The sequence below is a fragment of the Microbacterium sp. CFBP 8794 genome, assembly GCF_014841235.1.
GTDB lineage: Bacteria > Actinomycetota > Actinomycetes > Actinomycetales > Microbacteriaceae > Microbacterium.
In genome coordinates, this window is the sequence record NZ_JACYTT010000006.1 from 1 (window position 1) to 25,492 (window position 25,492).

The 25,492-nt window shown below is 72.4% G+C and carries 21 protein-coding genes; 9 read left to right on the top strand and 12 right to left on the bottom strand.

All coding sequences use genetic code 11. The features are described 5' to 3' along the window. Positions 1-23: 23 nt before the first annotated feature. The 8 genes from IFU19_RS15190 to IFU19_RS15225 form a co-directional block, all read right to left on the bottom strand. Complete coding sequence (locus IFU19_RS15190) at positions 24-806, bottom strand: amino acid ABC transporter ATP-binding protein (protein ID WP_192212118.1); 783 nt, start codon at positions 804-806, stop codon at positions 24-26. Further along, positions 803-1,849 carry an amino acid ABC transporter permease gene (locus IFU19_RS15195; RefSeq protein ID WP_192212119.1) on the bottom strand — a complete coding sequence of 349 codons (1,047 nt, stop codon included), beginning with the start codon at positions 1,847-1,849 and terminating at the stop codon, positions 803-805. Before IFU19_RS15195 ends, IFU19_RS15190 begins: the two co-directional genes overlap by 4 nt. Before the next feature lie 357 nt (positions 1,850-2,206). Continuing rightward, positions 2,207-3,523 carry a M20/M25/M40 family metallo-hydrolase gene (locus IFU19_RS15200; RefSeq protein ID WP_191916218.1) on the bottom strand — a complete coding sequence of 439 codons (1,317 nt, stop codon included), beginning with the start codon at positions 3,521-3,523 and terminating at the stop codon, positions 2,207-2,209. A gap of 8 nt (positions 3,524-3,531) precedes the next feature. Beyond that, a complete protein-coding gene (locus tag IFU19_RS15205; protein ID WP_055935442.1) occupies positions 3,532-3,885 on the bottom strand; it encodes a carboxymuconolactone decarboxylase family protein in 354 nt (117 codons plus the stop codon). 320 nt (positions 3,886-4,205) lie between these two features. Continuing rightward, on the bottom strand, positions 4,206-5,390 hold the full coding sequence (gene hpxO, locus IFU19_RS15210; RefSeq protein WP_192212120.1) for an FAD-dependent urate hydroxylase HpxO: 1,185 nt from the start codon (positions 5,388-5,390) through the stop codon (positions 4,206-4,208). 8 nt (positions 5,391-5,398) lie between these two features. After that, positions 5,399-5,719 carry a hydroxyisourate hydrolase gene (uraH, locus tag IFU19_RS15215; protein ID WP_192212121.1) on the bottom strand — a complete coding sequence of 107 codons (321 nt, stop codon included), beginning with the start codon at positions 5,717-5,719 and terminating at the stop codon, positions 5,399-5,401. Beyond that, on the bottom strand, positions 5,716-6,243 hold the full coding sequence (gene uraD, locus IFU19_RS15220) for a 2-oxo-4-hydroxy-4-carboxy-5-ureidoimidazoline decarboxylase (RefSeq protein WP_055832038.1): 528 nt from the start codon (positions 6,241-6,243) through the stop codon (positions 5,716-5,718). Before uraD ends, uraH begins: the two co-directional genes overlap by 4 nt. 222 nt (positions 6,244-6,465) lie before the next feature. Beyond that, the gene (locus IFU19_RS15225; protein WP_249405523.1) at positions 6,466-7,125 is read right to left on the bottom strand and encodes a helix-turn-helix domain-containing protein; all 660 of its coding nucleotides are present in this window, start codon (positions 7,123-7,125) and stop codon (positions 6,466-6,468) included. A gap of 159 nt (positions 7,126-7,284) precedes the next feature. Here IFU19_RS15225 and IFU19_RS15230 point away from each other — a divergent pair, with 159 nt between their 5' ends. The 8 genes from IFU19_RS15230 to IFU19_RS15265 all read left to right on the top strand — a co-directional run bounded on the left by IFU19_RS15230 (position 7,285) and on the right by IFU19_RS15265 (position 18,307). Then, the gene (locus IFU19_RS15230; protein WP_192212122.1) at positions 7,285-9,057 is read left to right on the top strand and encodes an NCS1 family nucleobase:cation symporter-1; all 1,773 of its coding nucleotides are present in this window, start codon (positions 7,285-7,287) and stop codon (positions 9,055-9,057) included. Next, positions 9,054-9,932 (top strand): aspartate/glutamate racemase family protein, encoded by an 879-nt coding sequence (locus IFU19_RS15235; RefSeq protein WP_342343440.1) that lies wholly within the window; start codon positions 9,054-9,056, stop codon positions 9,930-9,932. The genes IFU19_RS15230 and IFU19_RS15235 overlap by 4 nt, the downstream gene beginning before the upstream one ends. Positions 9,933-9,983: 51 nt before the next feature. Continuing rightward, on the top strand, positions 9,984-11,318 hold the full coding sequence (allB, locus tag IFU19_RS15240; RefSeq protein WP_192212123.1) for an allantoinase AllB: 1,335 nt from the start codon (positions 9,984-9,986) through the stop codon (positions 11,316-11,318). Between the two features lie 101 nt (positions 11,319-11,419). Beyond that, complete coding sequence (locus IFU19_RS15245) at positions 11,420-12,574, top strand: acetamidase/formamidase family protein (RefSeq protein ID WP_192212164.1); 1,155 nt, start codon at positions 11,420-11,422, stop codon at positions 12,572-12,574. Between the two features lie 175 nt (positions 12,575-12,749). After that, positions 12,750-14,495: an AtzH-like domain-containing protein gene (locus IFU19_RS15250; RefSeq protein ID WP_199858831.1), complete on the top strand. Its 1,746-nt coding sequence runs from the start codon at positions 12,750-12,752 to the stop codon at positions 14,493-14,495. Positions 14,496-14,775: 280 nt separating this feature from the next. After that, a complete protein-coding gene (locus tag IFU19_RS15255) occupies positions 14,776-15,963 on the top strand; it encodes a pyridoxal-phosphate-dependent aminotransferase family protein (RefSeq protein ID WP_192212166.1) in 1,188 nt (395 codons plus the stop codon). Between the two features lie 76 nt (positions 15,964-16,039). Beyond that, positions 16,040-17,323 (top strand): allantoate amidohydrolase, encoded by a 1,284-nt coding sequence (locus IFU19_RS15260; RefSeq protein WP_192212124.1) that lies wholly within the window; start codon positions 16,040-16,042, stop codon positions 17,321-17,323. Between the two features lie 126 nt (positions 17,324-17,449). Then, entirely contained in the window at positions 17,450-18,307 is an 858-nt protein-coding gene (locus IFU19_RS15265) for a PhzF family phenazine biosynthesis protein (protein WP_192212125.1), read from the top strand. Positions 18,308-18,519: 212 nt separating this feature from the next. Here IFU19_RS15265 and IFU19_RS17100 read toward each other — a convergent pair whose 3' ends face one another. From IFU19_RS17100 to IFU19_RS15280, 3 genes are all read right to left on the bottom strand, one after another. Then, complete coding sequence (locus tag IFU19_RS17100; protein WP_192212126.1) at positions 18,520-21,465, bottom strand: molybdopterin cofactor-binding domain-containing protein; 2,946 nt, start codon at positions 21,463-21,465, stop codon at positions 18,520-18,522. 67 nt (positions 21,466-21,532) lie between these two features. After that, on the bottom strand, positions 21,533-22,366 hold the full coding sequence (locus IFU19_RS15275) for an FAD binding domain-containing protein (RefSeq protein ID WP_192212127.1): 834 nt from the start codon (positions 22,364-22,366) through the stop codon (positions 21,533-21,535). Position 22,367: 1 nt separating this feature from the next. Beyond that, positions 22,368-22,982 carry a pyridoxine/pyridoxamine 5'-phosphate oxidase gene (locus IFU19_RS15280; protein ID WP_192212128.1) on the bottom strand — a complete coding sequence of 205 codons (615 nt, stop codon included), beginning with the start codon at positions 22,980-22,982 and terminating at the stop codon, positions 22,368-22,370. 107 nt (positions 22,983-23,089) lie between these two features. Between IFU19_RS15280 and IFU19_RS15285 the strand changes: the two genes are divergently transcribed. Beyond that, complete coding sequence (locus IFU19_RS15285; RefSeq protein ID WP_192212129.1) at positions 23,090-24,112, top strand: methylenetetrahydrofolate reductase C-terminal domain-containing protein; 1,023 nt, start codon at positions 23,090-23,092, stop codon at positions 24,110-24,112. 382 nt (positions 24,113-24,494) lie between these two features. Here the strand turns inward: IFU19_RS15285 and IFU19_RS15290 are convergent, their stop codons facing one another. After that, positions 24,495-25,490, bottom strand: a complete 996-nt coding sequence (locus tag IFU19_RS15290; protein WP_055935463.1) for an antibiotic biosynthesis monooxygenase — start codon at positions 25,488-25,490, stop codon at positions 24,495-24,497. Positions 25,491-25,492 lie beyond the last annotated feature (2 nt).

A 25,492-nucleotide genomic window follows, 5' to 3' on the forward strand; every position in this document is an offset into this window, starting at 1 on the left:
GGGGGGGGGGGCGGGGCCCGGGTTCAGCCGAGGACTTTGGCCAGGAACTCCCGCGTGCGCGGGTGCTGCGGGTGCTCCAGCACCTCGTCGGGTGTGCCCTGCTCGACGATGCGTCCCTGGTCGAGGAACACGACGCGATCGGCGACCTCGCGGGCGAAGCCGATCTCGTGCGTGACGATCACCAGCGTGGTGCCGAGCTTCGCCAGGTCGCGGATCACGTCGAGCACCTCCCCGACGAGTTCCGGATCGAGCGCGCTCGTGGGTTCGTCGAAGAGCAGCACCTGAGGTGTGAGGGCCAGCGCCCGCGCGATCGCGACGCGCTGCTGCTGGCCGCCCGAGAGCTGCCGCGGGTAGGCGTCGGCCTTGTCGGTCAGACCGACCCGGTCGAGCAGAGCCCGGGCGAGCGTGCGCGCCTCGTCTCTCCCCAACCGCTTCAGGGCCAGGGGCGCCTCGGTGATGTTCTCGAGCGCGGTGAGGTGGGGGAAGAGGTGGAAGTTCTGGAACACGATCCCCACCCGCGTCCGCCGCTGCAGCACCTCGCGCTCGTGCAACTCGTGCAGCCTGCCGTGGCGCAGCTCGTAGCCGATGAACTCGCCGTCGACCGTGATCGAGCCGGCATCCACCGTCTCGAGGTGGTTGATCGTGCGCAGCAGCGTCGACTTGCCGGAACCGCTGGGTCCGAGCAGCGCCACGACCTCGCCGGGCTGGACCGTGAGGTCGATGCCGTTGAGCACTTCGACGCCGTGGAAGCTCTTGTGGACGTTATGGATCTCGACGAGCCCGCGCGTCGCGGTGACGGCGGTCATGCGCGGCCCCCCGTCGACGTCGCGGCGGGCTCGGTGGCATCCGTTCGCCCCGGCGGCGCTGGGGTGTCGCCGAGGCGCGCCCACTGGACGCCGGCCCAGGTGCGCGCCCGCTGCACCGGGGTCGGCGGCAGGGCCCGAGCCGCGCCCCGGGCGTAGTGGCGCTCGATGTAGTACTGGGCGACGCTGAGGATCGTCGTGATGAGCGTGTACCAGACCACCGCCACCAGCAGCAGCGGGATCACCCGACTGTTGCGGTTGTAGATGACCTGAACCGCGTAGAAGAGCTCGGGGATGGCGATCACGAAGACCACCGACGCGCCCTTCACCAGACCGATCACCTCGTTCGTGGCGTTGGGCACGATCGAGCGCATGGCCTGCGGGAGGATGATGCGGAACAGTCGACGCGATGCCGGGATGCCCAGCGCCGCCGCCGCCTCGTGCTGACCCGGGTCGACCGAGACCAGACCGCCGCGGATGATCTCGGCCGAGTAGGCCGCCTGATGAAGACCCAGCCCCAGGATCGCCGCCGCGAACGCACTGACCAGCTGCACCGTCGGGAACTCCACGATCCAGAAGTCGGTGGTGAACGGGGTACCCAGGCCCAGCGTCGGGTACAGATAGCCGAGGTTGTACCAGACGATGATCTGCACCACCAGGGGCACCGAGCGGAAGAACCAGATGTAGCCCCACGCCGCGGCGTTGAGCAGCGGCGACGCCGACAGGCGGCCGAGGGCGAGGACCGTGCCGAGCGTGAACCCCACGACCGTCGAGACGGCGGTGAGCGAGAGCGTGTAACCGATGCCGATGAGCACGGGCTCCGAGAAGAAGTACTGCGCGAAGGTGTCCCACATGTAGCGGTCGTTCGTGACGAGGCTCCACGCGAACTGCGCGACGACGAACACCAGCAGCGCGCTGAAGATCCAGCGCCACCAGTGACGCGTGGGGACGACGGCAATCGTGCCGAGGTCGATGCGGGCGGCGGCGGGCGCGCCGGCGGGCTCGGCGATCGGGCGGGCGGCAGACGCCGGCGCGGTGGTGGTCATGGGTGCTCCTCGGACTCCGGACCGGCGGGGACGCCGGTGGGTGACCGAAACGCTATGACGGGGTCGGAGGGCGCGTGCGGCGCGGTTTCACACGCCGCAATGCCCCGATACGCACCGCAACCCCGCGCCACGCGGGGTAACAGGCTGGCGCGTGACGGCTCGTCGAGGTACGGCGGGGACAGGCCGGGGGCGGGCTGGATTACCGGGCCGGTGCGGGCCGAACTCCTGAGGATCGCGACGGCGGCGAAGCGCGCGGTGCGTCGTTCCGCGACGGAGTCGGCCTCGGCACCCGGTGCATCAGGAGTTCGGCCCGCCGCAGCGGGGGCGCTGCGGCGACTCGCGGCCGCCAGCCCGGCCTCACGCCTCCCGCAGGATCCGAGCCGTCACCCGCGTGCCGAAGTGCAGGGCGTCGACGGGCACGCACTCGTCGGCGGCGTGGAACTGCCCGAACACGTCGAAGTCGGCGGGCACCCGCAACGGCACGAAACCGTAGCCCCGGATGCCGAGGTGCGCGAGGTGCTTGTTGTCGGTGCTGGCCGGCAGCAGGTACGGCACGACCGTGCCCTCGGGGTCCTCCGCGGTGATGGCGTCCTGCAGCACGTCGACGAGCCGCGCGTCGACGGGCGACTCGATCGCGTGCACCGCGCGTCCCCACGCGATCTCGATGTCGGGTCCGACGAGCGCCGTGAGCTCGTCGCGCAGGGCGTCGTCCTGCCCGGGCAGCACGCGGATGTCGAGGCGCGCCGAGGCCGACGAGGGGATGACGTTCGTCTTCGTGCCCGCCTCGAGCACGGTGGGCGAGGCCGTCGAGCGGGTGCTCGCGCCGATCAGCGAGGCGGCGAAACCCAGCCGCTCGAGATCGTCGTCGAGGTCGGCGCCGTCGAAGGGACGACCGCTGGCACGTCCGTAGACCTCGAGGAAACGCTCGAGGGTGGCCGTGCGCACGAGGGGGAAGCGGTGCGCGCCGACGGCGGCGACCGCCCGCGACAGCCGCACGATGGCGTTGTCGGCGGTGGGCCGAGAGCCGTGGGCCGCGTGGCCGCGCGCGGTGAGGGTGGCCCAGGTGACGCCCTTCTCGGCGGTGGCGACGAGGTAGGCGCGGCGGTCGTCGGGCAGCGGCAGCGAGAAGCCGCCCACTTCGCTGAGCGCTTCGGTCGCTCCGGCGAACAGCTCGGGGCGGTTGTCGACGATCCACCGTGCGCCCCAGACGCCCCCGGCCTCTTCGTCGGCGAAGAAGGCGAAGATCAGGTCGCGCCGCGGCACGATGCCGTCGCGGCGGAAGGCGCGGGCGATCGCGAGCAGCATCCCGGCGAAGTTCTTCATGTCGACGGCCCCTCGGCCGTACAGGACACCGTCGTGGATCTCGGCCCCGAAGGGCGGGTGCGTCCAGTTCTCGGCCTCGACGGGCACGACGTCGAGATGGGCGTGGGCGACGAGGGCTCCGGCATCCGGATCCGACCCCGCCAGACGCGCGATCACGCTCGCGCGTCCCGGCACCGGCTCGACCAGCGTCGTGTCGTATCCGGCGTCGCGCAGCTGCTCCTGCACGAACAGCGCGGCCCGGGTCTCGCCGTCGCCGATGGTCGCGGCCTCACCCGTGTTGACGCTGTCGATGCGGATCAGGGCGCGGATGAACTCGAGCGCTTCGGCCTCGAGGGGGGATACGTCGGCCACGGCGCGGGTCAGTGCTGGTGGTCGGGGCGGGCGTCGTCGGCGAGTTTGAACGCCAGGCGTCCGTGCGCGTAGCCGCCGCCGGCGCGGATGGCGGTGGCGACCCACGCCGCCTCGGCGAGCTCGGCCTCTGTCGCGCCGGCCTTCACGGCGTTCTGCGAGTGCCCGTCGATGCAGTACACGCACTGCGTCGTGATGCCCACCGCCAGCGCGATCAGCTCGCGGTACTTCAGCGGGATCGCGCGCCCCTCGGGAGCGAAGACGGCCTGGTCGAAGGCGGCGAACGCGGCGAGGATGTCGGGCGTCTCGGCCTTGTAGACCTTGGTGTAGGTCTTGTCGGCGGTGCGGTCGAAGTACTCGGACATGGTGCCTCCCGAAGGCAGTGCGGGGTCGGTGTGCGTCGGTCCCACGGTGCCACGGCCCTCCGCGCTCGTCCCCGTCCCGCCGTCACGCGAGGTCACACGCGCGGCTCGGCTTCGCGTCGCGTCCGCGCGGACCGTGTCCCGCTTTTGGCGGACCGTGTCCCAGAAGTGGCTGCCTGCGCGGCTCCCAGGCCGCCGAAAGTGGGACGAGGTCGCGGGCGTCGGCGGCGAATCGACGTCCCGCTATTGGTGGACCGTGTCCCCGAAACGGCTGCCTGCGCGACTCCTAGACAGCCGAAAGCGGGACGAGGTCGCGGCGAGGCTCAGCCCAGCACGCTCGCCCCGAGTTCTACCGGGCTGCCCTCGATGTTGCCGACGATGCCGCGGATGACGCCCGTGCCGTCCTCACGGCGCAGGCCGTCGTACCAGGCCTGGGTCGCGTCGATGTCGAAGGCGTGCGTCTCGTGGGCGCGCCTGCGGGCGCGCAGCACCAGGTCGCCCGCCCGCTCGGTGCGGATGCGCTCGTACCGCTTCAACGCGTCCTCCACGCCGAGGGTCGAGGTCGCGAACACGATGCCCAGGGCGAAGCTGTCTTCCAGGGCAGAGCAGGCGCCCTGACCGATGTCGGGGGCGGTGTTGTGCGCCGCGTCGCCGAGGATGGCCACGCGACCGCGCACCCAGGTGTCGAACGGGTCGATGTCCCAGATCTCCACGCGGTTCAGGGACTCGTCGGCGTCGATGCCGTCGAGGAGCGCGCGCACCCCGGGGGCGCCCCACGAGCCGAACGCGGCCTCGAGAGCCGACATGCGGTCTTCGACCACGCCCGAAGGCCCGGGCACATCGACGAAGAAGTAGAAGCGGTCGCCGGCGACGGGCATGACGGCGCACCGTTTGCCGTCGCCGACGTAGGTCGTCCACTGGTCGAGGGGCCCGATGCGCTCATCGGCGGCGACGAGGCCGTTGTAGTTGACGTAGCCCGAGTACGAGCGTTCGGGGCGGATGCCGGTGGGCTCGGTGACGTAGTCCCGCACGATCGAGCGCGCCCCGTCGGCGCCGATGAGCAGGTCGGCGGTGTCGGTGGTCCCGTCGGCGAACGTGGCCGTCACCGTCTCGCCGTCGTCGGACACCCCGACCAGTTGACGGCCGAGGCGGATGTTCGCCGGGCCCACGGCATCCATCATCAGCTGCTGCAGGTCGGCGCGCGCGACCGGGTACGGACGCTGACCGGTCTGGGTGGTGACGGGGGCGAGGCTGAAGCGGCAGAGCTCGTCTCCGGTGTGGCCGTCGTAGTAGGCCATGTCGTCCATCTGCCCGCCGAGGGCGGCGACCTGGGGTCCGAGGCCGAGCCAGTTGAGCACCTTGACGCCGTTGGACCACAGCGACAGGGCTGCTCCGACCGGACGGTTCTCGCGCATGCGGTCGTAGACGACGACGTCGTGGCCGAGCTTCTGCAGGGCGAGGGCGGCCGAGGTGCCGCCGACGCCGGCGCCGATGACGATGACCTTCATGACGCTCCTCAGCTGCCGCGGTAGGTCGAGTAGGCGAACGGGCTCAACAGCAGCGGCACGTGCAGGTGCGCGTCGCCCGCGACGGTGAACGCGACGCTCGCCACGGGGTGGAACGACGCGACACCCTGGGCGCGGAAGTACGCCCCGGTGGCGAAGGTCAGGCTGTAGTCGCCGTCGTCGAGGCGGTCGGGCCCGAGGGCGAGGCGGCCGTCGGCGTCGGTCTCGGCCGCGTCGATCGTCGCGCCGTCGAGATGGGCCAGCGTCACGGCGACGCCCGCGGCGGGGGTGCCCGCCGTGGCATCCAGGATGTGGGTGGTGAGGTGGCTCATTCGGCGGCCTCCGGTTCGGCGGGGGCGTCGTCGGCGAAGGTCGTGCGCAGGCGCAGCAGGGCGATCTCGGCGAGTTGGCGCGTGGCTTCGATGGTCTCGCCGTCGGGGTCGTTGCCGAGGCGGCGCTCGAGTTCGGCGCGCAGCTCGCCCGGGGTGCGGCCGGCGGCGCGGATGAGGAAGACGCGGCCGAAGCGCTGCTCGTACGCGGCGTTGCCGGCGGCGATCGCGGCGACGTCGTCATCGGCGGCGGCGGCCATCGAGCCCTGTTCGCGACGGGATGCCGCGGCCTCGGCGCCGTCGCCGGAGACGTTCGCCCCGATGCGGGGGTGGGCGTGCAGGGCGGCCTCGAGGTCGGCGGGCGACCAGGCGGCGGCGAGGTCTGCGGCGTAGGCGGCGAGGGCGTCGACGCTCGCGTACGGGCGGCCGTCGACGACGGCGTCGACCCAGCCGGGCACGTCGGCCCAGACGCGGACGACCGCCGTGGCATCCGCGTCGTCGAGGGCATGGAAGTCGTGCAGGTGCATGTCGGCCAGGTTAGGGGTGCTGCGTTACGGGGCTGTGGCGCGATGTGTCGGCGATGTTGCTGTGGGGAACATTCCGGTGGCGGAGGCGGGCCGGACGCGCCGCTGCGGGGCGCGTTCCGTGCACCGGGGCGCGCAACGACCGCCCCGGTGCACGCATCGCGCCCCGGACCCCACCCGGCCGCGACCCGGTTGCGCCCGGCCGCGCCCGGCCGCGCGGCGGACTCAGCCGTGCACGATCAGCCAGTGCGCCACGGCATCCGCGTCGCCGGTGTTGTGCAGGCGGTGGGGGACCGAGCAGGGGTAGCTGATCGCGTCGCCGGCGCGCAGGATCACGCGCTCGGCCTCGAAGTCGATGGTGAGCTCGCCCGCCACGACCGTGCCGACCTCGTACCCCTCGTGATGGAAGAGGCCGTCGGCGCCGTGGGCGGCGGCTCCGGGCGGGTAGATCGATTCGAAGTAGTCGATGCCCGGTGACGAACCGGGGGTGAGGCGGCGGAACGACACCCCGCTGTCGAGCACGATGTCGGGCGTCTGCCCCGCGCGCTGCAGCGTGAATCCCGAGGGGCCGGCGGGTTCGAGGGGGCGGTCGGATGCCGGGTCGAAGGCCGCCACGAGCGGAACCCCGAGGGCGTCGGTGATGGCGATGAGGCGCGAGACGCTCGGCTGCATCACTCCCCGCTCGATCTGCGAGACGGCGCTGGGGGAGATGCCGAGGGTCTTCGCGAGGGCGCGTGCGGAGATGCCGCGGGACTGGCGCAGGTCGCGGATGCGTCCGCCGACGGATGCCTCGGCGGGTACTCCCGCGTCCGTCGTGGTCGCGACGTCGGTGCGGGCGGCGGTGGGCGTGGCGCGGGCGTCGTCAATGGCGGCGGGCTGCGTCATGCCCCGAGTCTAAGGACGCCTCGCTCGTGAAGACCTGACTTCACATGTCTGTTACACGAGTGAAACCCAGCGCACGATGTGAACCCATAACTTCACATTAGAGCTCCACTCCGGCCGCGGACTCCACGTCGTGGCATCCATCGTCCTGAGAGGAATGACATGACCACGACGCCGCTCACCGGTCCCCACGATCTCGTGGAGGCCGCTGGCCACCCCCACGGCGGGGGCAACATGAAGCCGCACTACGACGACCGACTCGCCAACGAGGATCTCGCCCCGCTGCGAAAGCAGAAGTGGTCGAGCTACAACATCTTCGCGTTCTGGATGAGCGACGTGCACTCCGTCGGCGGCTACGTCACCGCGGGCTCGCTCTTCGCGCTCGGGCTGCAGTCGTGGCAGGTGCTGGTGGCGCTGATCGCCGGCATCGTCATCGTGCAGATCTTCGCCAACCTGGTCGCCAAGCCCAGCCAGAAGACGGGCGTGCCCTACCCCGTGATCAACCGCGTGGTGTTCGGCATCCGGGGCGCGAACATCCCCGCGATCATCCGCGGCCTCATCGCCATCGCCTGGTACGGCGTGCAGACGTTCCTCGCGGCCGAGTCGCTGAACATCGTGTTCCTGAAGTTCATCCCCGGTTCCGCGGCCCTGCTCGACGTGTCGTTCGCGGGGTTGTCGGCCCTGGGCTGGATCTCGTACGCCATTCTGTGGACGGCGCAGTTCCTGCTGTTCTGGAACGGCATGGAGGTCATCCGCCGCTTCATCGACTGGGCGGGACCGGCGGTCTACCTTGTGATGATCGTGCTCGCCGTCTACCTCGTGTCGCAGGCCGGCATCCAGAACATCTCGTTCACCCTCTCGACGACCCAGCTCGACTTCTGGGCCTCGATCCCCGTGATGTTCGCCGCGGTCGCGCTCGTGGTGTCGTACTTCTCGGGCCCGATGCTGAACTTCGGCGACTTCGCCCGCTACGGCAAGAACTTCGCCGCGGTGAAGAAGGGCAACTTCTGGGGTCTGCCGATCAACTTCCTCTTCTTCTCGCTGCTGACCGTCATCACCGCCTCGGCGACCGTGCCGGTGTTCGGCTCGCTCATCACCGACCCGATCGCGACGGTCGAGCGCATCGACACCCCCTTCGCGATCCTCCTCGGCGGCCTGACCTTCGTCACCGCCACGGTGGGCATCAACATCGTCGCCAACTTCATCTCGCCCGCGTTCGACTTCTCCAACGTCGCCCCGAAGAAGATCTCGTGGCGCGCGGGCGGCATGATCGCCGCCGTCGGTTCGACGTTCCTCATGCCCTGGAACTGGTACTCCAACGCCGACGCCATCCACTACTCGCTCGGCGTGCTGGGGGCGCTGATCGGCCCGCTCTTCGGCATCCTGATCGCCGGGTACTACATCGCCGCCCGTCAGCGCGTGAAGGTCGACGCGATGTTCACGATGGACACCGCCGGCCCCTATTGGTACCGCAACGGCTTCAACCCGAACGCGGTCAAGGCGGTCATCGCCGCGGGTGTTCCGACGGTCGCGATCGCGATCTTCCCGAAGCTGTTCTCCGATCTGGCCCTCTTCAACGTCTCGTGGATCAGCGACTACAGCTGGTTCATCGGCTGCGGCCTGGGCTACGTGCTGTTCCTGCTGTTCGAGCGCCGCGACCCCCGCATCCCGACGTTCGAGGGCGAGACGGAGGGCATCTCCGACGGCACCGTCGACGCGGTCGCCGAGGTCGCGGCATCCGAGGCTCCGGTGCTCGCGCAGACGGTTCAGGATGCCGGGACCGCAGCCTCGGCGTCGGGTGTGGTGCTCGCGCAGAACGCTGCGGCCGCGCCGGACTCGGCGCCGGTGCTCGCGAACGAGGTTCCGGATGCCGCGACCCCCGCGTCAGCGCTCCGGCGACCGACCGCCGGACCCTCCCGCGAGGCGCTCGCGTGAGGATCCTGCTGATCAACCCCAACACCTCCCGGGCGATGACCGAGAAGATCGCCGACGCCGCCCGGGAGGTGGCGGGACCCGACGTGCTCATCGAGGCCGTGTGCCCCGCCACCGGAGCCGAGGCGATCGAGAGCCACATCGACGAGATCGCGGCGGCGGCGGCCGTCGTCGAGGCGATCGCGGCCGATCGCGACGGCCACGACCCGGCCGACGCGTACGTCATCGCGTGCTTCGGCGACCCGGGCCTCGACGCGGCGCGCGAGATCGTAGAAGTCCCGGTGGTCGGCATCGCCGAGGCGGCGATGCACCTGGCGGCGGTGTCGGGTCGGCATTTCGGGGTCGTGACCACACTCAGCCGCACGCTGGGCCGTGCCGAAGACCTCGTCGCCCGGTACGGCATGGAGCGCGCCTGCGTGTCGCTGGCGGCGACCGGCATCCCAGTGCTCGACCTCGAGGACACGGGATCCGAGGCGGTCACGACCATCGAGCGGTACGGGGCGCGCGCCGCGGCCGCCGGCGCCGACGTCATCGTGCTCGGCTGCGCCGGCATGGCCGATCTCTGCGCCGAGCTCACGGCGCGCATCGGGGTGCCGGTCGTCGACGGGGTCGCGGCGGCTGTGGGCATGGCATCCGGGATGGTGCGCATGGGGCTTCGAACCAGCAAGCGCGACGAGTACGCGCGGCCGCCGCGGGAGCCCCGCCCCGCGGGGGTGTCGGATGGCGCGGGCGGCCGCGAACGGGGCGCGTTTCGTGCACCGGGGCGGTCGGTGGACGCCCCGGTGCACGGCGAGCGCCCCGGTATGGCGGCGGGCGGCGCGGCGGGGTCGGTCCGCGCCCCTTCTCCCCACGCGGGCGATCTCGCAGTTTTCGCATGAATGTTGATGACGGTTACATTCAGGAAATGCGGGGCGCCTAGCGTGAACGACATGAGCACACGGATCGCCGCCCGACGGGTCTACCTCGACGGCGCCTTCAGCCCCGCCACCGTCGTGATCGACGACGGCGTGATCACCGCCGTCGAGCCCTTCGACGCCGCTGCCGCCACCGTGCTGCCCGGCGACGCGGTGCTGCTGCCCGGGCTCGTCGACTCGCACGTGCATCTCGACGAACCGGGCCGCACCGAGTGGGAGGGGTTCGCGACGGGCACCGCCGCCGCGGCGGCCGGTGGGGTCACGACGGTGGTCGACATGCCGCTGAACAGCCTGCCCGTCACCACCACCCCCGAAGCTCTGGATGCCAAGCGCCGAGCCGCGGCGGGAAAGCTCGCCGTCGACGTGGCGTACTGGGGCGGCGCCGTCCCCGAGAACCTCGGAACGCTGCGCACGCTCTCCGAGGCCGGCGTCGTCGGGTTCAAGTGCTTCCTGTCGCCGAGCGGCATCGACGAGTTCGGACACCTCGACACCGACCAGCTCGAGCGGTGCCTCGCCGAACTCGCCGAGTTCGACGGCCTGCTCATCGTGCACGCCGAAGACCCCGCGCACCTGCACCCCGATGGCGCACTCGGACCCCGCTACAGCGACTTCGAGGCCAGTCGCCCCCCGCTCAGCGAACGGGCCGCGATCCGCCGGGTGATCGACGCCGCACGCCGCACGGGCGCCCGCGCGCACATCGTGCACGTCTCCGACGGGGGCGCGCTCGACGACGTGCGGGCGGCGAAGGCCGAGGGCGTGCGCCTCACGGTCGAGACGTGTCCGCACTACCTGACCCTCGAGGCCGAAGACGTTCCCGACGGTGCGGGGGCGTTCAAGTGCTGCCCGCCGATCCGCGGCGGCGCCAATCGCGACCTGCTGTGGGCGGGGGTCATCGACGGCACCATCGACGCGATCGTCAGCGACCATTCGCCGTCCACCGTCGAGCTGAAGGGCAATCCCGACTTCGGCCTCGCCTGGGGCGGCATCGCGGGGCTGCAGACCGGCCTGTCGGCTGTGCACACCACCGCCCGCGAGCGCGGGCTGGCCTTCGAGAGCCTCCTGCCGTTGTTCACGACGGGCCCCGCGCGTATCGCGGGCCTCGAGGGGCTCGGCGTCATCGAACCGGGAGCGCCGGCTCACCTCGTCGCCTTCGCTCCCGACGAGACCTTCGTGGTCGATGCCGCGGCGCTGGAGTACCGCAACCCCGTGACGCCGTGGCACGGCAAGACCCTCACCGGCGTCGTACGCGAGACCTGGCTGCGCGGCGAGTCGGTGTACCGCCGCGGTGCCGCCGTGACCGAGCGTGAGGGCCGCGAGATCCTGCACACCCCCGCGGCGGTGGAGGCGTGAGCGCCCCCGCGGCCGGGGTCCCCGCCGCGACCCGTGCTGCGGCCGGGGCCTACGCCGGGGCCAGGGTTCAGGCCGAAGTCCCTGAGCCTGTCGAGGCGACCGTGCCCGGTGCCGCGTCGCCGGTGCCGATCCTCCAGCCCGGCGTCGGTGCCGTGCCTGGCGATCACTACCTCCGCGCCACCCCCGACACCGTGCTGTGGGGGCGCCTGCCGTGCGCGGGCGACACCGCCGTGCTCGAGATCGCGTCGGGTGCCAGCGTCACGTTCGACACCGTCAGCCACGAGGGCATCCTCGACGACCAGGGCAAAGACCCGGCCGCCTACTTCGCGGCACACGGGGTTCCGCGGGAGCAGGTGCTCGACGACGCCGTCGAGATCGCGGCATCCGTCTCGCGCGATGCGATGGCCGACGGACCCCACGTCGTCGTCGGTCCCGTGCACGTGCGCGATGCGCACCCCGGCGACCTGCTCAAGATCACCGTCGAGACGCTCGTTCCGCGGGTGCCCTACGGCGTCATCTCGAACCGCCACGGCAAGGGTGCGCTCGTGGGCGAGCTGCCGCGCGGCGAGCACAACGTCAGCGTCTTCGCCGCCGTCGCCGAACGCGACGGCATCCTGCATGGCACGCTCCCCGTCGTCGAGGGCGGCGACCCGGTCGTCGCGTTCCCCCTCGCGCCGTTCCTCGGCACGATGGGGGTCGCCGTCGCAGGTTCCGACCGACCCCACTCGGTGCCGCCGGGCACGCACGGCGGCAACATCGACATCAACCTCCTCGTCGAGGGGACGATCCTCTACCTCCCCGTGCAGGTCGAGGGGGCGCTCGCGTACGTCGGCGACCCGCACTTCGCTCAGGGCGACGGCGAGGTCGCGCTCACCGCGCTCGAGGCATCGCTGCGTGCCACGCTGCGCTTCGAGGTGATTCCCGCGATCGCGGCCCGCGCAGCGTTCGGCGAGGTTGCAGGTCCCCTCGTGCGCACGCCCGACTATCTCGTGCCGACGGGGATGGATCCCGACCTCGATGCGGCCATGCGCGCCTGCGTGCGCTCGTCGCTCGCACTCCTGCGCGGCCGCTGGGGCATGGACGAGCACCTGGGCTACGCCTACCTGAGCGCGGCAACCGACTTCGACATCTCGCAGGTGGTCGACATCGTCTCGGGCGTGCACGCGCGCATCCGCGAGGCCGACTTCGCGGGTGTCCCGGCCGTCGAGCCCGAGCCCCTGGCATCCCGCCCCATCCCCGACGGAGGCACCGCATGACCCCCGCACTGGCCGCCGCACTCGCCCGCGTCGAGTCCGCCCTCCAGCCCGCCCTCGACCCCACCCTCGAGCCCGCGGAGGGTCGAGTGTCCACCACACGCCGTGAGGCACCGCCCCGGAACGGCGTGTCTCGGACACTCGACGGGCGCGACGACAGAGGGCACGGGGTCGCACGATGACGGATGCCAGCAACCCGGCCACCGGAACCGGCGATACCGGCACCGCGCCCGCCGCCCGGACGGCCGAGACCGCGCCCGGAGCCGCCGTCCCGGCCACTCGCCCGACCGAGACCGCGCCCGGAGCCGCCGGCGCCCCGCCTCTCCCCGCCGACCTCCGTGCGGCCTTCGACGCGTACGAGCGCGCGATCGTCGCGAACGACCTCGACGCCCTCGACGCGTTCTTCGCGCCCGGCCCCGACACCCTCCGCGGTGATACGGCGGGGCTCCTGATCGGTCACGACGCGATCAGCGGTTTCCGCTCGCTTCGCGGCGGCGTCCCCCCTCGCGACATCGCCGAGATCCACTACCGGCCGCTCTCGTCCGCGACCGAGGGGGAGAGCACCGACGGCGACGCCGCCCTGCTGATGTCGGTCTCGCGCTTCGTCGGCGGTGGGCGCGGCCTGCAGACGCAGGTGTGGCAGCGGATCGACGGACGCTGGCTCATCACCGCCGCGCATGTCACCCCGCGTACCCCGGCGCTCGACCGCACGATCTGGCGCAGCGTCGGCGATCCGTTCTTGCAGGGCGCGTGGGAGGGGCCGCTGGCGGGGCTCACGGTCGCGGTCAAAGACCTCTTCGCGATCGCCGGGTTCCGCATCGGCGCCGGAAACCCGACCTTCCTCGAAGAGGCGCGCCCCGAGAAGGCCACGGCTCCCGCGGTCGCCGACCTGCTGCGGGGCGGTGCGTCGCTTCGCGGGATCGCCCGCACCGACGAGTTCGCCTACTCGATCGCCGGAGACAACGCGCACTACGGCACCCCGCCCAACGGCGCCGTCGTCGGCGCGCTCCCGGGGGGATCGTCGAGCGGACCGGCATCGGCGGTCGCCTCGGGACACGCCGACATCGGCCTCGCCACCGACACCGCGGGTTCCATCCGTGTGCCGGCGTCGTACCAGGGCCTGTGGGGTCTGCGCACGACCCACGACCTCGTTCCCCGCCAGGGCATGCTGCCGCTCGCGCAGTCCTTCGACACCGTCGGCTGGCTCACCCGCGACGGTGCGACGCTGCAGAAGGTGGCCGACTGGTGCCTCAGTTACGACGGCTCCGACTCGACCGAGAACGTCTACGGAGCTTCGGGTGCCGACCTGCCGTGGCGCTTCCTCGTGCCCGAAGAGATCCTCGACCACGTCGAACCCGCCACCCGCGCGGCGTTCTCGCGTCTGTTGGCCGCGCTCGCGGCATCCGATGATCCGCCCCCGTTCCGGGCCGTGCACACGGGCGATCTCGATGCCACGTTCACGGCGTTCCGCACGGTGCAGGGCGCCGAGGCGTGGCGCAACGACGGCGACTGGCTGCGCGCGCATCCCGGCGCCGTCGGCCCGGCCGTGGCCGAACGTTTCGAGATCGCCTCGCGCATCACGCCCGAGGCGGAGGCGGGAGCCCGCGCCGACCTCGAGCCCCTCGCCGAGCACCTCACCGAGCTGGTCGGCGACGCCGTGCTGATCTTCCCCACGGTGCCGGGCCCCGCTCCGCTGCGGACGGCCGACGTCGAGGCCGTCCGCGCCGCGACGTTGCGCATGACGGCCCCGGCGGCGGTGGCGGGGCTCCCCGCCGTCTCGGTGCCGTTGCTGACGCTGCCGACGTCGGCCGGTCCGGCGCCGGTCGGCGTGTGCCTGGTCTCGCGCGCCGGCACCGACATCGCCCTCGTGCGCCTCGCGCGTCGGCTCGCCGCCCTGGTGGGCGCGGGCGTGGGCACGTCGTGAGGCTGCGGATGCGGTTCCGGGACGGCGAGCCCTCCCGTGCGAAACTCCTGAGAAAACGCGTCGTGTGCGGCACCCGACCCCATGACGACGGGGCGCGAACCACGAGCGCCGTCGAAAACTCAGGAGTTCTGCACGGCGCGTCCCTCCGCCCCGGCCCCTCCCGCTCCCGCTGTGCCTCCCTCGGCCTCGGCCGCCGCCCCCGTCCCTCCCGCTCCCGCACCATGGAGACCTCGTGAATACCCAGATCCCCGGCCCGATCGACCCGCCCGCGCGTCTGCTGATGGGCCCCGGGCCCATCTCGGCCTACCCCAGCGTGCTGCGCGCAATGGGTGCGCCGCTCGTGGGCCAGTACGACCCCTTCATGACCGCGACCATGACCGAGACGCAGGATCTGTATCGGCAGGTCTGGGGCACCGACAACGACGCCACCGTGCTCATCGACGGCACGAGCCGCGCGGGCATCGAGGCCGCGATGATCTCGCTGATCCGTCCCGGGGACCGGGTGCTGGTGCCCGTGTTCGGGCGCTTCGGCCACCTGCTCGCCGAGATCGCCGAGCGCGCGCTGGCCGAGGTGCACACGATCGAGGTGCCGTGGGGGCAGGTGTTCCCGGTCTCGACGATCCGCGAGGCGATCGAGCGGGTGAAGCCGCACCTGGTGGCCTGCGTGCAGGGCGACACCTCGACGACCATGCTGCAGCCCCTCGACGAGATCGGCGAGATCTGCCGAGCCCACGGCGCCCTCTTCTACACCGATGCGACCGCTTCGCTCGGCGGCAACGCCTTCGAGATGGATGTCTGGGGGCTGGATGCCGCCACCGCCGGCCTGCAGAAATGCCTCGGGGGCCCCTCGGGGTCGGCGCCGCTCAGCCTGTCCGATCGCGCGGTCGAGATCGTGCGGTCCCGCGCGCGCGTCGAAGCCGGGATCCGCGAGGAGGGCGATGCCGTGGCCTCCGACTTCATCCGCTCGAACTACTTCGACCTGGCGATGATCCTCGACTACTGGGGCCCGCGGCGCCTGAATCACCACACCGAGGCGACGACGATGCTCTACGGCGCGCGGGAGTGCGCGCGGGTGCTTCTCGTCGAGGGCCGGGATGCCGTGATCGACCGGCACGCCTTGCACGGCGACGCGATGCTCGCCGGCGTCGAGGGCCTCGGCCTGACGGTGTTCGGCGACGTCGCGCACAAGATGACGAACGTCGTCGCGGTCGAGATCCCCGAGGGCGTGGTCGGCGACGCGGTGCGGTCGGAGCTGCTGAGCGACTTCGGCATCGAGATCGGCACGTCGTTCGGCCCGCTGCACGGGCGCGTCTGGCGCATCGGCACCATGGGCTACAACGCCCGTACCGATGCGGTGCTCACCACCCTCGCCGCCCTCGAGGCGGTGCTGCGTCGACACGGGGCAGCGGTGCCCGCGGGCGGCGGTGTCGAGGCGGCGCAGGGCGTGTACGCGGGGGCGGTGGCGTGAGCCGCGCTCTCGTTCCCGGTGCGGCCGACGTGGTCGGCCGCGGTCGCCGCGGCCCTCGTTCGCGCGGGGAGCGATCGTGACCGCCGCCACGCGCCTCGCCGTCGATCCCGCGCACATCGACGCGGCCGCCCGGCGCGTCATGGGGCGGTGCGAAGAACTGGCGCGCATCACCGCGACGCCCGGCAGCATCACGCGCGTCTACCTCTCGCCCGAGCACGCTCGCGTCAACCGTCTCGCGGCCGAGTGGATGCGCGAGCTCGGCATGACGACGCGACAGGACGCGGCGGGCAACCAGGTCGGCCGACTCGCTCCCGCGGGGGCGTCCGACGCGCCGGCGCTGTTGATGGGCTCGCACCTCGACACCGTGCCCGACGCCGGCCGTTTCGACGGCATCGTCGGTGTGCTGATGGCCCTCGAGGTCGTGCGGCTCGTGCGGCGCATCGACGATGAGGGCGTGGCATCCAGTCCCTTCCCGTTCGCTCTCGAGGTCGTCGCGTTCTCCGACGAGGAGGGCACGCGCTTCGGCAAGGCGCTGCTGGGGTCTTCGGCGGTGGCCGGCCAGTGGGATGCCTCGTGGTGGGAGCTGACCGATGCCGACGGCGTCACTCTGCGCGACGCGTTCCGCGACTTCGGTCTCGACCCCGGCCGTATCGGCGAGGCCGCCCGCGAGCCCGACCACCTCGTCGCCTACCTCGAAGCCCACATCGAGCAGGGACCCGAACTCCACCGCGCCGGGCAGGCGCTCGCCGCGGTGTCGTCGATCGCGTCGGCCAGGCGCTTCCAGCTCGTCGTCGAGGGCGAGGCGCGGCACGCGGGCGGCACACCCTACGACCTGCGCCGTGACGCCCTGCTGGGCGCGAGCGAGGCAGCTCTCGCTGTCGAGCGGATCTGCCGCGGCGAGCACCACATCGTCGGCACCGTCGGACAGCTCGAGGCGTTCCCCGGCGCGGTGAACGTCGTGCCCGGTGAGGCGCACCTCTCGCTCGACCTGCGCGGTGAGTTCGACTCCACCCGCGACGACACGTGGAACGCGATCTCGGCCGAATTGGATGCCATCATGGGCCGCCGCGGCCTGCGGTGGAGCGCCCGCGAGGTGCACAGTGCGCCCGCGGTGTTCTGTGCCCCGCTGCTGCAGGACGTCGTGCGCGCGGGCATCGGCGGCGAGGCCCCCACCCTCTTCAGCCGCGCGGGGCACGACGCCATGGCGATCGGCGCCATCACCGACGTCGGCATGCTGTTCCTGCGCAATCCCGACGGCATCAGCCACCACCCCGACGAGGCGGTCGCGGGCGGCGACGTGGCGGTGGGGATCCGCGCGCTCGCCGAGGCGGTGCTGCACCTGGGGGTGGAGCCCCGCTGAGGCGGTACGGCGATCGCGTGCGCGGCGAACGTCACCCGACGTGCGGCGTCCCCGGAGTGCGGCGACCGATCCACTCACTCCGGATTGGCTGTCGGACGATCGCCGGTCCTGCACGAGAATCGTGGCATGACCGACACCCCCGGCATCCTGCAGTTGCTCGCCTTCGCGGCCGAACCCGGGGGCGGCAACCCCGCGGGTGTCGTCCTGGACGCGACCTCCCTCGGCGACGCGCAGATGCAGCGCATCGCGGCTGACCTCGGCCACCCCGAGACGGCGTTCGTGACCGCGCGCGAGGGCGACCGCGTCGCCGTGCGGTACTTCTCGCCCGACGACGAGGTACCCTTCTGCGGCCACGCCACCATCGCGACGGCGGTCGCGCTCGCCGAGATCGAGGGCGTCGGCAGCTACGTCTTCGACACCGCCGCGGGCGCGGTCGACGTGGTCACCGAGCGCGACGCCGAGGGCGCCCTGGTCGCCGGGTTCACCAGCGTCGAGCCGCGGGTCATCGATCTGGAGCCCGAGGTGGCCGACCGCCTGCTCGGCCTGATGGGCCTCACCCGCGACGACCTCGACGAGCGGATGCCGCTGGCGCAGTCCTTCGCCGGCAACCTGCACCCGGTCGTCGCCGTGACCGCGCGCGAGGTGTTCGACACGTTCACCTTCGATCCCGGTGCGATGCGGGAACTCCTCGACGAACGCGGATGGAAGGGCACCGCCATCGTGGTGCACGTCGAGGGCGGCCTCGCCGACGGCCTGGTCGCCGAGGCTCGCAACCTCTTCCCCGTCGGCGACATCACCGAAGACCCCGCCACCGGCTCCGCCGCCGCCTCGCTGGGGGCGTATCTGCGCGACCGCGTCGGCGTTCCCGCTCCGTTCGGCTTCACGGTGCGGCAGGGGCGGCACATCGGCCGGCCGAGCGTGTTGAAGGTCGACGTCCCGGCATCCGGCGGCATCGTCGTGCGGGGCGGAGCGACGCCGCTCTGACCGCCGGACGCGGCGGCGGCGAGCCGAGGAGCCACGCCTGAAATGGGGCGGCAACGGTGCAGTGGGGGGACGCCCCACTGCACAATGCGCGCCCCGAACCCCGCAAGCGCGCCACGCTGACCCTGCCCTAACGGCGAGCCCCCGTGTCCCACTTCGTGCAGGTTCCGGGGGCGTGAGTCGCACGAAGTGGGACACGCCGCATCCGGCCCGGCTCAGGCCCCGCCGGCCAACCTCCACACCCGGTCACGCGAGAACGGCAGCTCGTACCCCCGGCGTCCCAGGGCGCGCGAGACCGCGTTGCCGACGGCGGCGCCGACCGGGTTGTAGGGCGATTCGCTCATCGACTTGGCCCCGAACGGCCCCAGGCTGTCGTCGGTCTCGGCGAAGTACACCTCGGTGTCGGGCACGTCGGCGAACTGCGGTACGCGGTACGTGCGGAACACCGGGTTCTGCACGACGCCGTCCTCGAGCAGCACCTCTTCGTAGAGCGCGCCGCCCAGGGCCTGGGCGGCGCCGCCCTCGATCTGCCCGCGGCACTGCGCCGGGTTGATGACCACGCCCGCGTCGGCGGCCTGGATCGACTGCAGCACGGCCACCGTGCCCGTCTCGGGGTCGACGGCCACCCGCACGGCGTGCACGTTGAACGCCAGCGAGCGCAGGTCGCCGAACTCCGCGCCGTCGGCCGTGAGGCCCTCGGCGTCGACGTGGTCGGCGGGGGCGGCCGCGATGATCCGCTCCCACGTGACGATTTCGTTCGCGACGCGGACCCCGGATGCCGTGAACTCCACGTCGTCGATCGTCTCGGCCGCGGCGGACTCCCCGCCCGCGAGCTCGGTCGCGAGGGCGATCATGCGACGGCGGAGCGCGGTGCACGCGCCGTGCAGGGCCTTGCCGGCCACGACGGTTCCGGCCGAGGCGAAGGCGCCCGTGTCGTGGCGCACCGCGTCGGTGTCGGCGGCCCACAGCTCGAGGCGCTCGGGAGCGGCGTCGAGCACGGTCGCGGCGATCTGGCGGTGCACCGTGGAGGTGCCGTTGCCGAACTCGGCGGTACCGACGCGCAGCAGGTAGGTGCCGTCGGGCCGTAGCGTCGCCGTCGTGTGGGCGATGTGCCCGCGCGGGGCCATCGTCGCGATCATCGCGGCGGCCATGCCCTCGCCGACGACCCAGCCCGCGGGGGCCTCGACGCCGTTGCCTCGACGCAGGGCGTCCTGCGCGAGGTCGAGACACTGGTCGAGGCCGTAACTGCCCCAGATCAGGTCTTCCTCGTACTTCTCGTCGTCGTCGGGGTGCAGCGGGTCGCCCTCCTTCACCGCGTTGATGCGGCGCAGGTCGAACGGGTCGATGTCGAGCCGCTCCGCGAGCGCGTCGAGCGCCGACTCGACGGCGAAGACCACCTGCCCGAGGCCGTACCCGCGGAACGCCCCCGACGGCGGGTTGTTCGTGTACACGGCCTCGGCGTCGATCCACTTCACCGGAACGCGGTACAGCGTCGTCGACTCGGCGCACGAGTGGAACAGCACGCCGATCGCGTGGTTGCCGTACGCGCCGGTGTCGCTCAGCACGTCGAGCTTCATCGCGGTGAGTGTGCCCCCGGCATCCGCCCCCAAGCTCACGCGTACGCGCATCGGATGCCGGAGGGACGCCCGCACGAACTGGTCGGTGCGCGAGAACTCGTACGCGACGGGCCGGCCGAGTCTCAGCACGGCGAGGGCCGTGAGGTCTTCGGTGAACAGCTCCTGCTTACCGCCGAAACCGCCGCCGACACGGGTGGCGTAGACGCGCACGCGGTGCGGCTCGAGGCCGAAGATGTGCGCGAGTTCGTTGCGGGCGAGGAACGGCACCTGGGTCGATGAGCGCACGACGAGGCGCCCCTCGTCGTCGAGCCATCCGACCGAGCCGTGCGTCTCGAGCGCGGCGTGCGTGACCCGCGACGAGCTCCATTCGCCGGTCACGGTCGTGTGGCTCGCGGCGAGGGCGGCATCGATGTCGCCGCCGTGCCCGGTGTGGAAGCCCGCGACGACATTGCGTTCGGCCGCCATCACGCGCTCCGCGGGCGTGCGGTCGGGGTGCAGCAGCGGGGCGCCCGGGCTCCGCGCCTCGTCGGGCTCGAAGACGGTGGGCAAGACGTCGTAGTCGATGCGGACGGCCCGGCATCCGGCATCCGCTGCTTCCGCCGTCTCGGCGACGACCGCGACGACGCGCTGGCCGACGTGGCGCACGACGTCGTCGAGCATGCGGGTGTCGTCGGGATCGTCGGTGCGGTGCTCGTGACGCCCGGTGGAGTAGCGCACGTCGGGGACGTCGGCGTGGGTGAACACGGCGACGACGCCGGGTACGGCGAGGGCGGCAGCGGTGTCGATGGAACGCACGCGCGCGTGGGCGTGCGGCGAGGTGACGACGCGCAGGATCAGCGGCGGGCCGCCCGGCACGGGCTCGTCGAACGTGAAGGGTTCGCGGCCCTGCACGATCCGACGCGCCGCTTCGGGGACGACCGAGGTGCCGATGCGTCCCCCTGCCGCGGCGTCGACCCCCGGCTCGGCGTGGGCGTCACGCGGCGAGGTCGCGCCGTGTCCCGCGCACGATCCGGCACCGGTCGCGGGGGCGCACGAGTCCTGCGCATGCGGCTGCCCCAGCGATCCCGGCACGGTCGGCGACGGTACAGCCGGAGTCGTGCACGTCGACCGCGACGCGCGCGTCTCGGCGACCCCACCCGTCTCGCGCACGGGACCCAGCACCGACGCCCGGATCGCTTCGCGGATCGGACGGTACCCCGTGCACCGGCACAGGTTGCCCTTCATCCGGCGGTCGAGGTCGGGGAGGTCGTCGGGGGTGAGCGTGGATGCCGTGACACTCATCCCCGGAGTGCAGAACCCGCACTGGAACCCGAAGCCGGCGGCCAGGGCCTCCTGCACCGGGTGGAGGTCGTCGCCGGGGGCGAGGCCCGCCGCCGTCGTGATCGACCGGCCCTCCAACCGCACGGCCGGCACGATGCACGAGTGCGTGGGCGCGCCGTCGAGCAGCACCGAACAGGCGCCGCAGTCACCCGCGTCGCAGCCCTTCTTCACCTCGACGTGGCCCGTCTCGCGCAGCAGCGTGCGCGCGCTCTGCCCCGGGCGGGGATCGGCCTCGACCGTCGCCCCGTTGACCTCGAATCTCACGCGCGGCCCCTCCGTCGAGCGATCGAAACCGTGACGGTCGCGCGACGCGCGGGCAACGCCCGGGCCCTCACGCGGCACCCGCCTGCAGATCCCGCGACAACGCCGTCCGCAGGCGCTCGGCGAGCACGACGCTGACCCCGCGCCGCCAGTCGGCGCTGCCGAGCGGGTCGGTGTAGAAATCGGGGGCGGAGGCCACGGCATCCCGCAGCTCTCCGGCGCCGGGCAGGCGGCCGAAGCGCAGCACGCGCGGTCGACGCACCGCGGCGGTCACGACGAACACGGCCGCCCCGTCGGGGTCGACGCGGGCCGTGACGACGGCGCCCGAGCGCCCGAGCTCGGCCAAGGCGATCTTCTGCAGCCCGACCCGCGAGCGCAGCGCGTGCGCGGGAATGTCGAGGGCGCGCACGACCTCGCCCGGTGCGAGCGAGGTGGCGGCATTGTCGATGACGAGATCGGCCACGGCGATCACGCGCTCGCCGCCGTCGGGCGTCCACACCAGGGCCGTGGCATCCAGGGTCGAGAGCAGGGCGATCATGGCCCCCGCCGCGAACGCCTGGCACACGTTGCCGCCGACGGTCGCGGTGTTCCAGATCTTGAACGAGGCGAGAAGCGCGTCGGCGGACGGGCGGGCGAGGGCGAGCGAGGTCCAGTCGAGGGGTGCCTCGTGCTCGGCCCACGCGAGCAGGCGCGCGATGGTGCAGGTCGCACCGATGCGCAGGCCCTCGGCGGTGATCTCGAGGTCGGGCCAGTCGAGGGTCGTGAGGTCGACGAAGCCGGTGGTGCCGGGCTGCGGCTCACTCATGATCCAGGTGCCGCCCGCGATGACGGCCTCGCCGGGGGCGAGGGCGAGATCGGCGCGCGTGCGGGCGGGGCGGTACGAGGTGACGGTGGTGATGTCCATGTCAGCCCGCCAGGATCCGGCCCGACCAACGGCCGTCGTCGAGCGTGTAATGCTGCCGGACGCTCTGGCCGAGGGGATCGCCGCGCCAGAACGTGAGGGTGAGGGGACGCAGGCGGAATCCCACCCAGCGTGCGGGCGGCTCGAGCTGGGGGTGCGCCTCGTCGAACTCGGCCCAGAGGTGCCGGCGGGCGTCCGCGGGGAGGTGGGCGTTCTCGCGCGTGTTCACCCAGGCCAGCAGCTGCAGGTACCGCGAGCGCTGGGCGTACACGGTGGCGGCCTCGGCGGGCGTCACGCGCTCGACGATCCCGCGCACGACGAGCTGCCGACCGAGCTCGGGCCACGCGACTGCCATCGCCGCGACGGGGTTCGCGCCGATCTCGGCGACCTTCGCGCTGGCGGCGTCGGTGTGGAACGTCAGCCCCGCGGCATCCCGGTCGCTGATGAGCACGTGCCGCAGCGACGGGAGGCCGTCGACGCCGAGGGTCGAGAGGGCGGCGAGCGGACGCAGCTCGCTGTCGTGGGGAGGAAGCCACTGCACCATCAACGCGAGCGGATCCTCGACGAGCGCGTCGGTGTCGTCGACGTCGAAACCGAACGTGGTGCCGGCCGTGATCATGGGTCCTCCGGGAGGCTGCGGGTATCGCCGAGCGTAGGCATCGCGCATTTCGGCGATGTTGCCGCCATGAACATTCGTGGAAACACGCGCTCCGTACACTCCCCGCCATGACCTCGCTGCCCCTCATCGACGCGTGTCCCAAGCGCATGGAGTACGGCCCGTGCGGCGGTGTCGGCTTCGACGGTTCGTGCGAGATCGACGCGGATCACCGCTGCGCGTTCCTGCACCGCCCGACCGTCCCCTGGACCGGCATCGACCGATCGACGTTGCCGGCTCCCGCCCCGCGCACCGCCGGAGCCCTCGCGACGCTGGACGCTCTCGGCACGCGGCCGTGGGTCGTGGCCGATCTTCCCGCGCGCGCTGTGAGCGTGGCATCCATCGACGCGTGCGCCGCCGTCCTCGCCGGAGAAGTGGATGCCGTCCTCGCCGGCGACGCGGGGAGCGCCCGGGTGCAGTTCCCACCCGCGTACCGCGCGTCGCTGGTGCAGCGCCGGGGACTGCGCGTCTGGACCGGGCTGAACATGCGCGACCGCAACCGCGTCGCGATCGAGGGGGAGCTGGCGGCGCTGGCCGTCGAAGGGGTGGCCGGGGTGCACTGCGTCACCGGCGACCACACCGAGACCGGGCATCGACCCGATGCCGCGCCCGTGTTCGACCTCGACTCGACCGAGGCGACGGCCCTCGCGCGTGCCGCCGGGCACGTGGTGTCGGTCGCCGCGTCTCCGGCCGCGCCGCCCGTCGAGCGCCGGGCCGCCCGACTGCGCGAGAAGCTCCGGGCGGGTGCTGACGTGTGCTTCGTGAACCACGCCGGTGGCGCGGCGCCCGTGCGCCGGTTCATCGACGAGGTCGCCGCGGAGGCGATGTACATCCCGTGCGTGCCGATGGTGGTCGATCACGCGTCCGCCGCGCTGCTGGAGTCGTTCACCACGCTCGTGCTGCCCGAGGACTTCCTCTCGCGGGTGCGAGACGCCCACGACCCGCGGGCCGAGGGCATCGCCCTGGCCGTGGCGCTCGCCGAGGAGATGCTGGCGCTCCCCGGCGTCGTCGGGGTCAACCTCTCGGGCGGTCGCGAGGGTGCCGAGGAGTCGTTCGCCGAGGCGATGGCCGAGGTGTCCCGGCGGCTGTGCTGACGCGTTCGTTCGCGCGGCGGCACGTCGCGGCCGCGCCGCGCCGCGGGCGACACCTCGCCGCCGAGCGCGCTTCGTCGCCCCGCTCCCGGGCGACACCTCTCTGTTGAGTGTCCAGGACACGCCGCGCCGACGCGCAGCGATGCGGCGTGTTCCGGACACTCAACGCCTGGGGGCGGGGGCGCGGCGCCGACGTGCGGTCCGCGGGCACTTCGCTGTCGAGCGTGCCGGCGCGGCCGCGTCGCCGTGCCGAGCGCATTGCCCCGGCGACACCTCTCGTCGAGAGTCCAGGACACGCCGCGCCGACGCGCAGCGATGCGGCGTGTTCCGGACACTCAACAGGGGGGAGACGCGGGAGAGGCGCGGGGTCGGCGCGGGGGTGGGACTACGCCGCGAGCGACAGCAACCAGGCGTAGAGCGCCATCGATGCGCCGTAGACGACGATCAGGATGCCGAACCCGAGGAGTTGCGCGCGCCAGCCCGGCTTCGGCTTCAGCCACCAGGCGAACATCTTGAACACCCGGGGCATCACGAACCAGCCGAGAAGTTGCGTGCTGACGAAGTTGCCGACGAACAGCGACAGCCAGAACGGGATGGCGTGGGGTCCGTCGAAGAGCGGGGTGCTGACGAAGTAGCCCCACCCGAACACGATCGGATACAGCGCCGCCAGCACGAGGAGGTTGTTCTTCATCACCGATTCGCGCGCGGTCTCGCCCTTGGGCGTCCAGAAGTCGAAGCCGAAGCTCGACGTGGCGACAGCGAGGTCGGCGTTGAACCGCTCGCCCTCGCGCAGCAGACGTTTCCGCTCGGGCGAGTCGATCCAGACCGCGAGATTCTCGGCCGAGTCGAACGTGAGGATGACGACCCACTCGTCCTGGACGCCCGGCACGGGGCGCTGGATGCGGTGCCCTCGAAAGCCCCGGAACTGCGCCTCGGTGTCGGAGATGCGTTTCTGCCACGCCAGGTAGTCCTGCTCGAGCGCCGCGGGAACGGTGGACGAGATGAGCACCGAGACCTCGTCGCCGTGCGTCGGGTCCTCCCGGAACAGCGTCACTTCTTCGTCGAGCACCTGTACGTCGGCGATCTGGGCGTAGAGCGAACGCCGAGCGGGGCCGTCGAGCCAGGCGCGCGCCGAGGCGGCATCGGTGAAGCGCTGCACGAGCGTCCAGTCGCCTCGCGCGTCGGTCGGCGTGATCACGGTGCTGCCGAGGTACCCGGGCGTGCCCGTGAGGGACCGACCCGACTGCTCGACCCATCCCTCGAAGGCGTCGACGTCGTGCGCCGCGACCTTCCGGTGGGTCACGAGAGTGACGGCGGTGTCGTCGGCGCCCGACACCTCCCCGGCGACCGGTCGGCCGTCGGTGACGGCGAGGCGCTCCACCC

Bases quoted from the DNA above. Each gene is read 5' to 3' on its own strand.
- IFU19_RS15255 (WP_192212166.1), top strand. From the start codon at position 14,776: ATGGGCCCCGGGCCCATCTCGGCCTACCCCAGCGTGCTGCGCGCAATG.
- uraD (WP_055832038.1), bottom strand. From the start codon at position 6,243: ATGCACCTGCACGACTTCCATGCCCTCGACGACGCGGATGCCACGGCG.
- IFU19_RS15195 (WP_192212119.1), bottom strand. From the start codon at position 1,849: ATGACCACCACCGCGCCGGCGTCTGCCGCCCGCCCGATCGCCGAGCCC.
- uraH (WP_192212121.1), bottom strand. From the start codon at position 5,719: ATGAGCCACCTCACCACCCACATCCTGGATGCCACGGCGGGCACCCCC.
- IFU19_RS15225 (WP_249405523.1), bottom strand. From the start codon at position 7,125: ATGACGCAGCCCGCCGCCATTGACGACGCCCGCGCCACGCCCACCGCC.
- IFU19_RS15250 (WP_199858831.1), top strand. From the start codon at position 12,750: ATGACGGATGCCAGCAACCCGGCCACCGGAACCGGCGATACCGGCACC.
- hpxO (WP_192212120.1), bottom strand. From the start codon at position 5,390: ATGAAGGTCATCGTCATCGGCGCCGGCGTCGGCGGCACCTCGGCCGCC.
- allB (WP_192212123.1), top strand. From the start codon at position 9,984: ATGAGCACACGGATCGCCGCCCGACGGGTCTACCTCGACGGCGCCTTC.
- IFU19_RS15230 (WP_192212122.1), top strand. From the start codon at position 7,285: ATGACCACGACGCCGCTCACCGGTCCCCACGATCTCGTGGAGGCCGCT.
- IFU19_RS15190 (WP_192212118.1), bottom strand. From the start codon at position 806: ATGACCGCCGTCACCGCGACGCGCGGGCTCGTCGAGATCCATAACGTC.
- IFU19_RS15280 (WP_192212128.1), bottom strand. From the start codon at position 22,982: ATGATCACGGCCGGCACCACGTTCGGTTTCGACGTCGACGACACCGAC.
- IFU19_RS15275 (WP_192212127.1), bottom strand. From the start codon at position 22,366: ATGGACATCACCACCGTCACCTCGTACCGCCCCGCCCGCACGCGCGCC.
- IFU19_RS15265 (WP_192212125.1), top strand. From the start codon at position 17,450: ATGACCGACACCCCCGGCATCCTGCAGTTGCTCGCCTTCGCGGCCGAA.
- IFU19_RS15285 (WP_192212129.1), top strand. From the start codon at position 23,090: ATGACCTCGCTGCCCCTCATCGACGCGTGTCCCAAGCGCATGGAGTAC.
- IFU19_RS15205 (WP_055935442.1), bottom strand. From the start codon at position 3,885: ATGTCCGAGTACTTCGACCGCACCGCCGACAAGACCTACACCAAGGTC.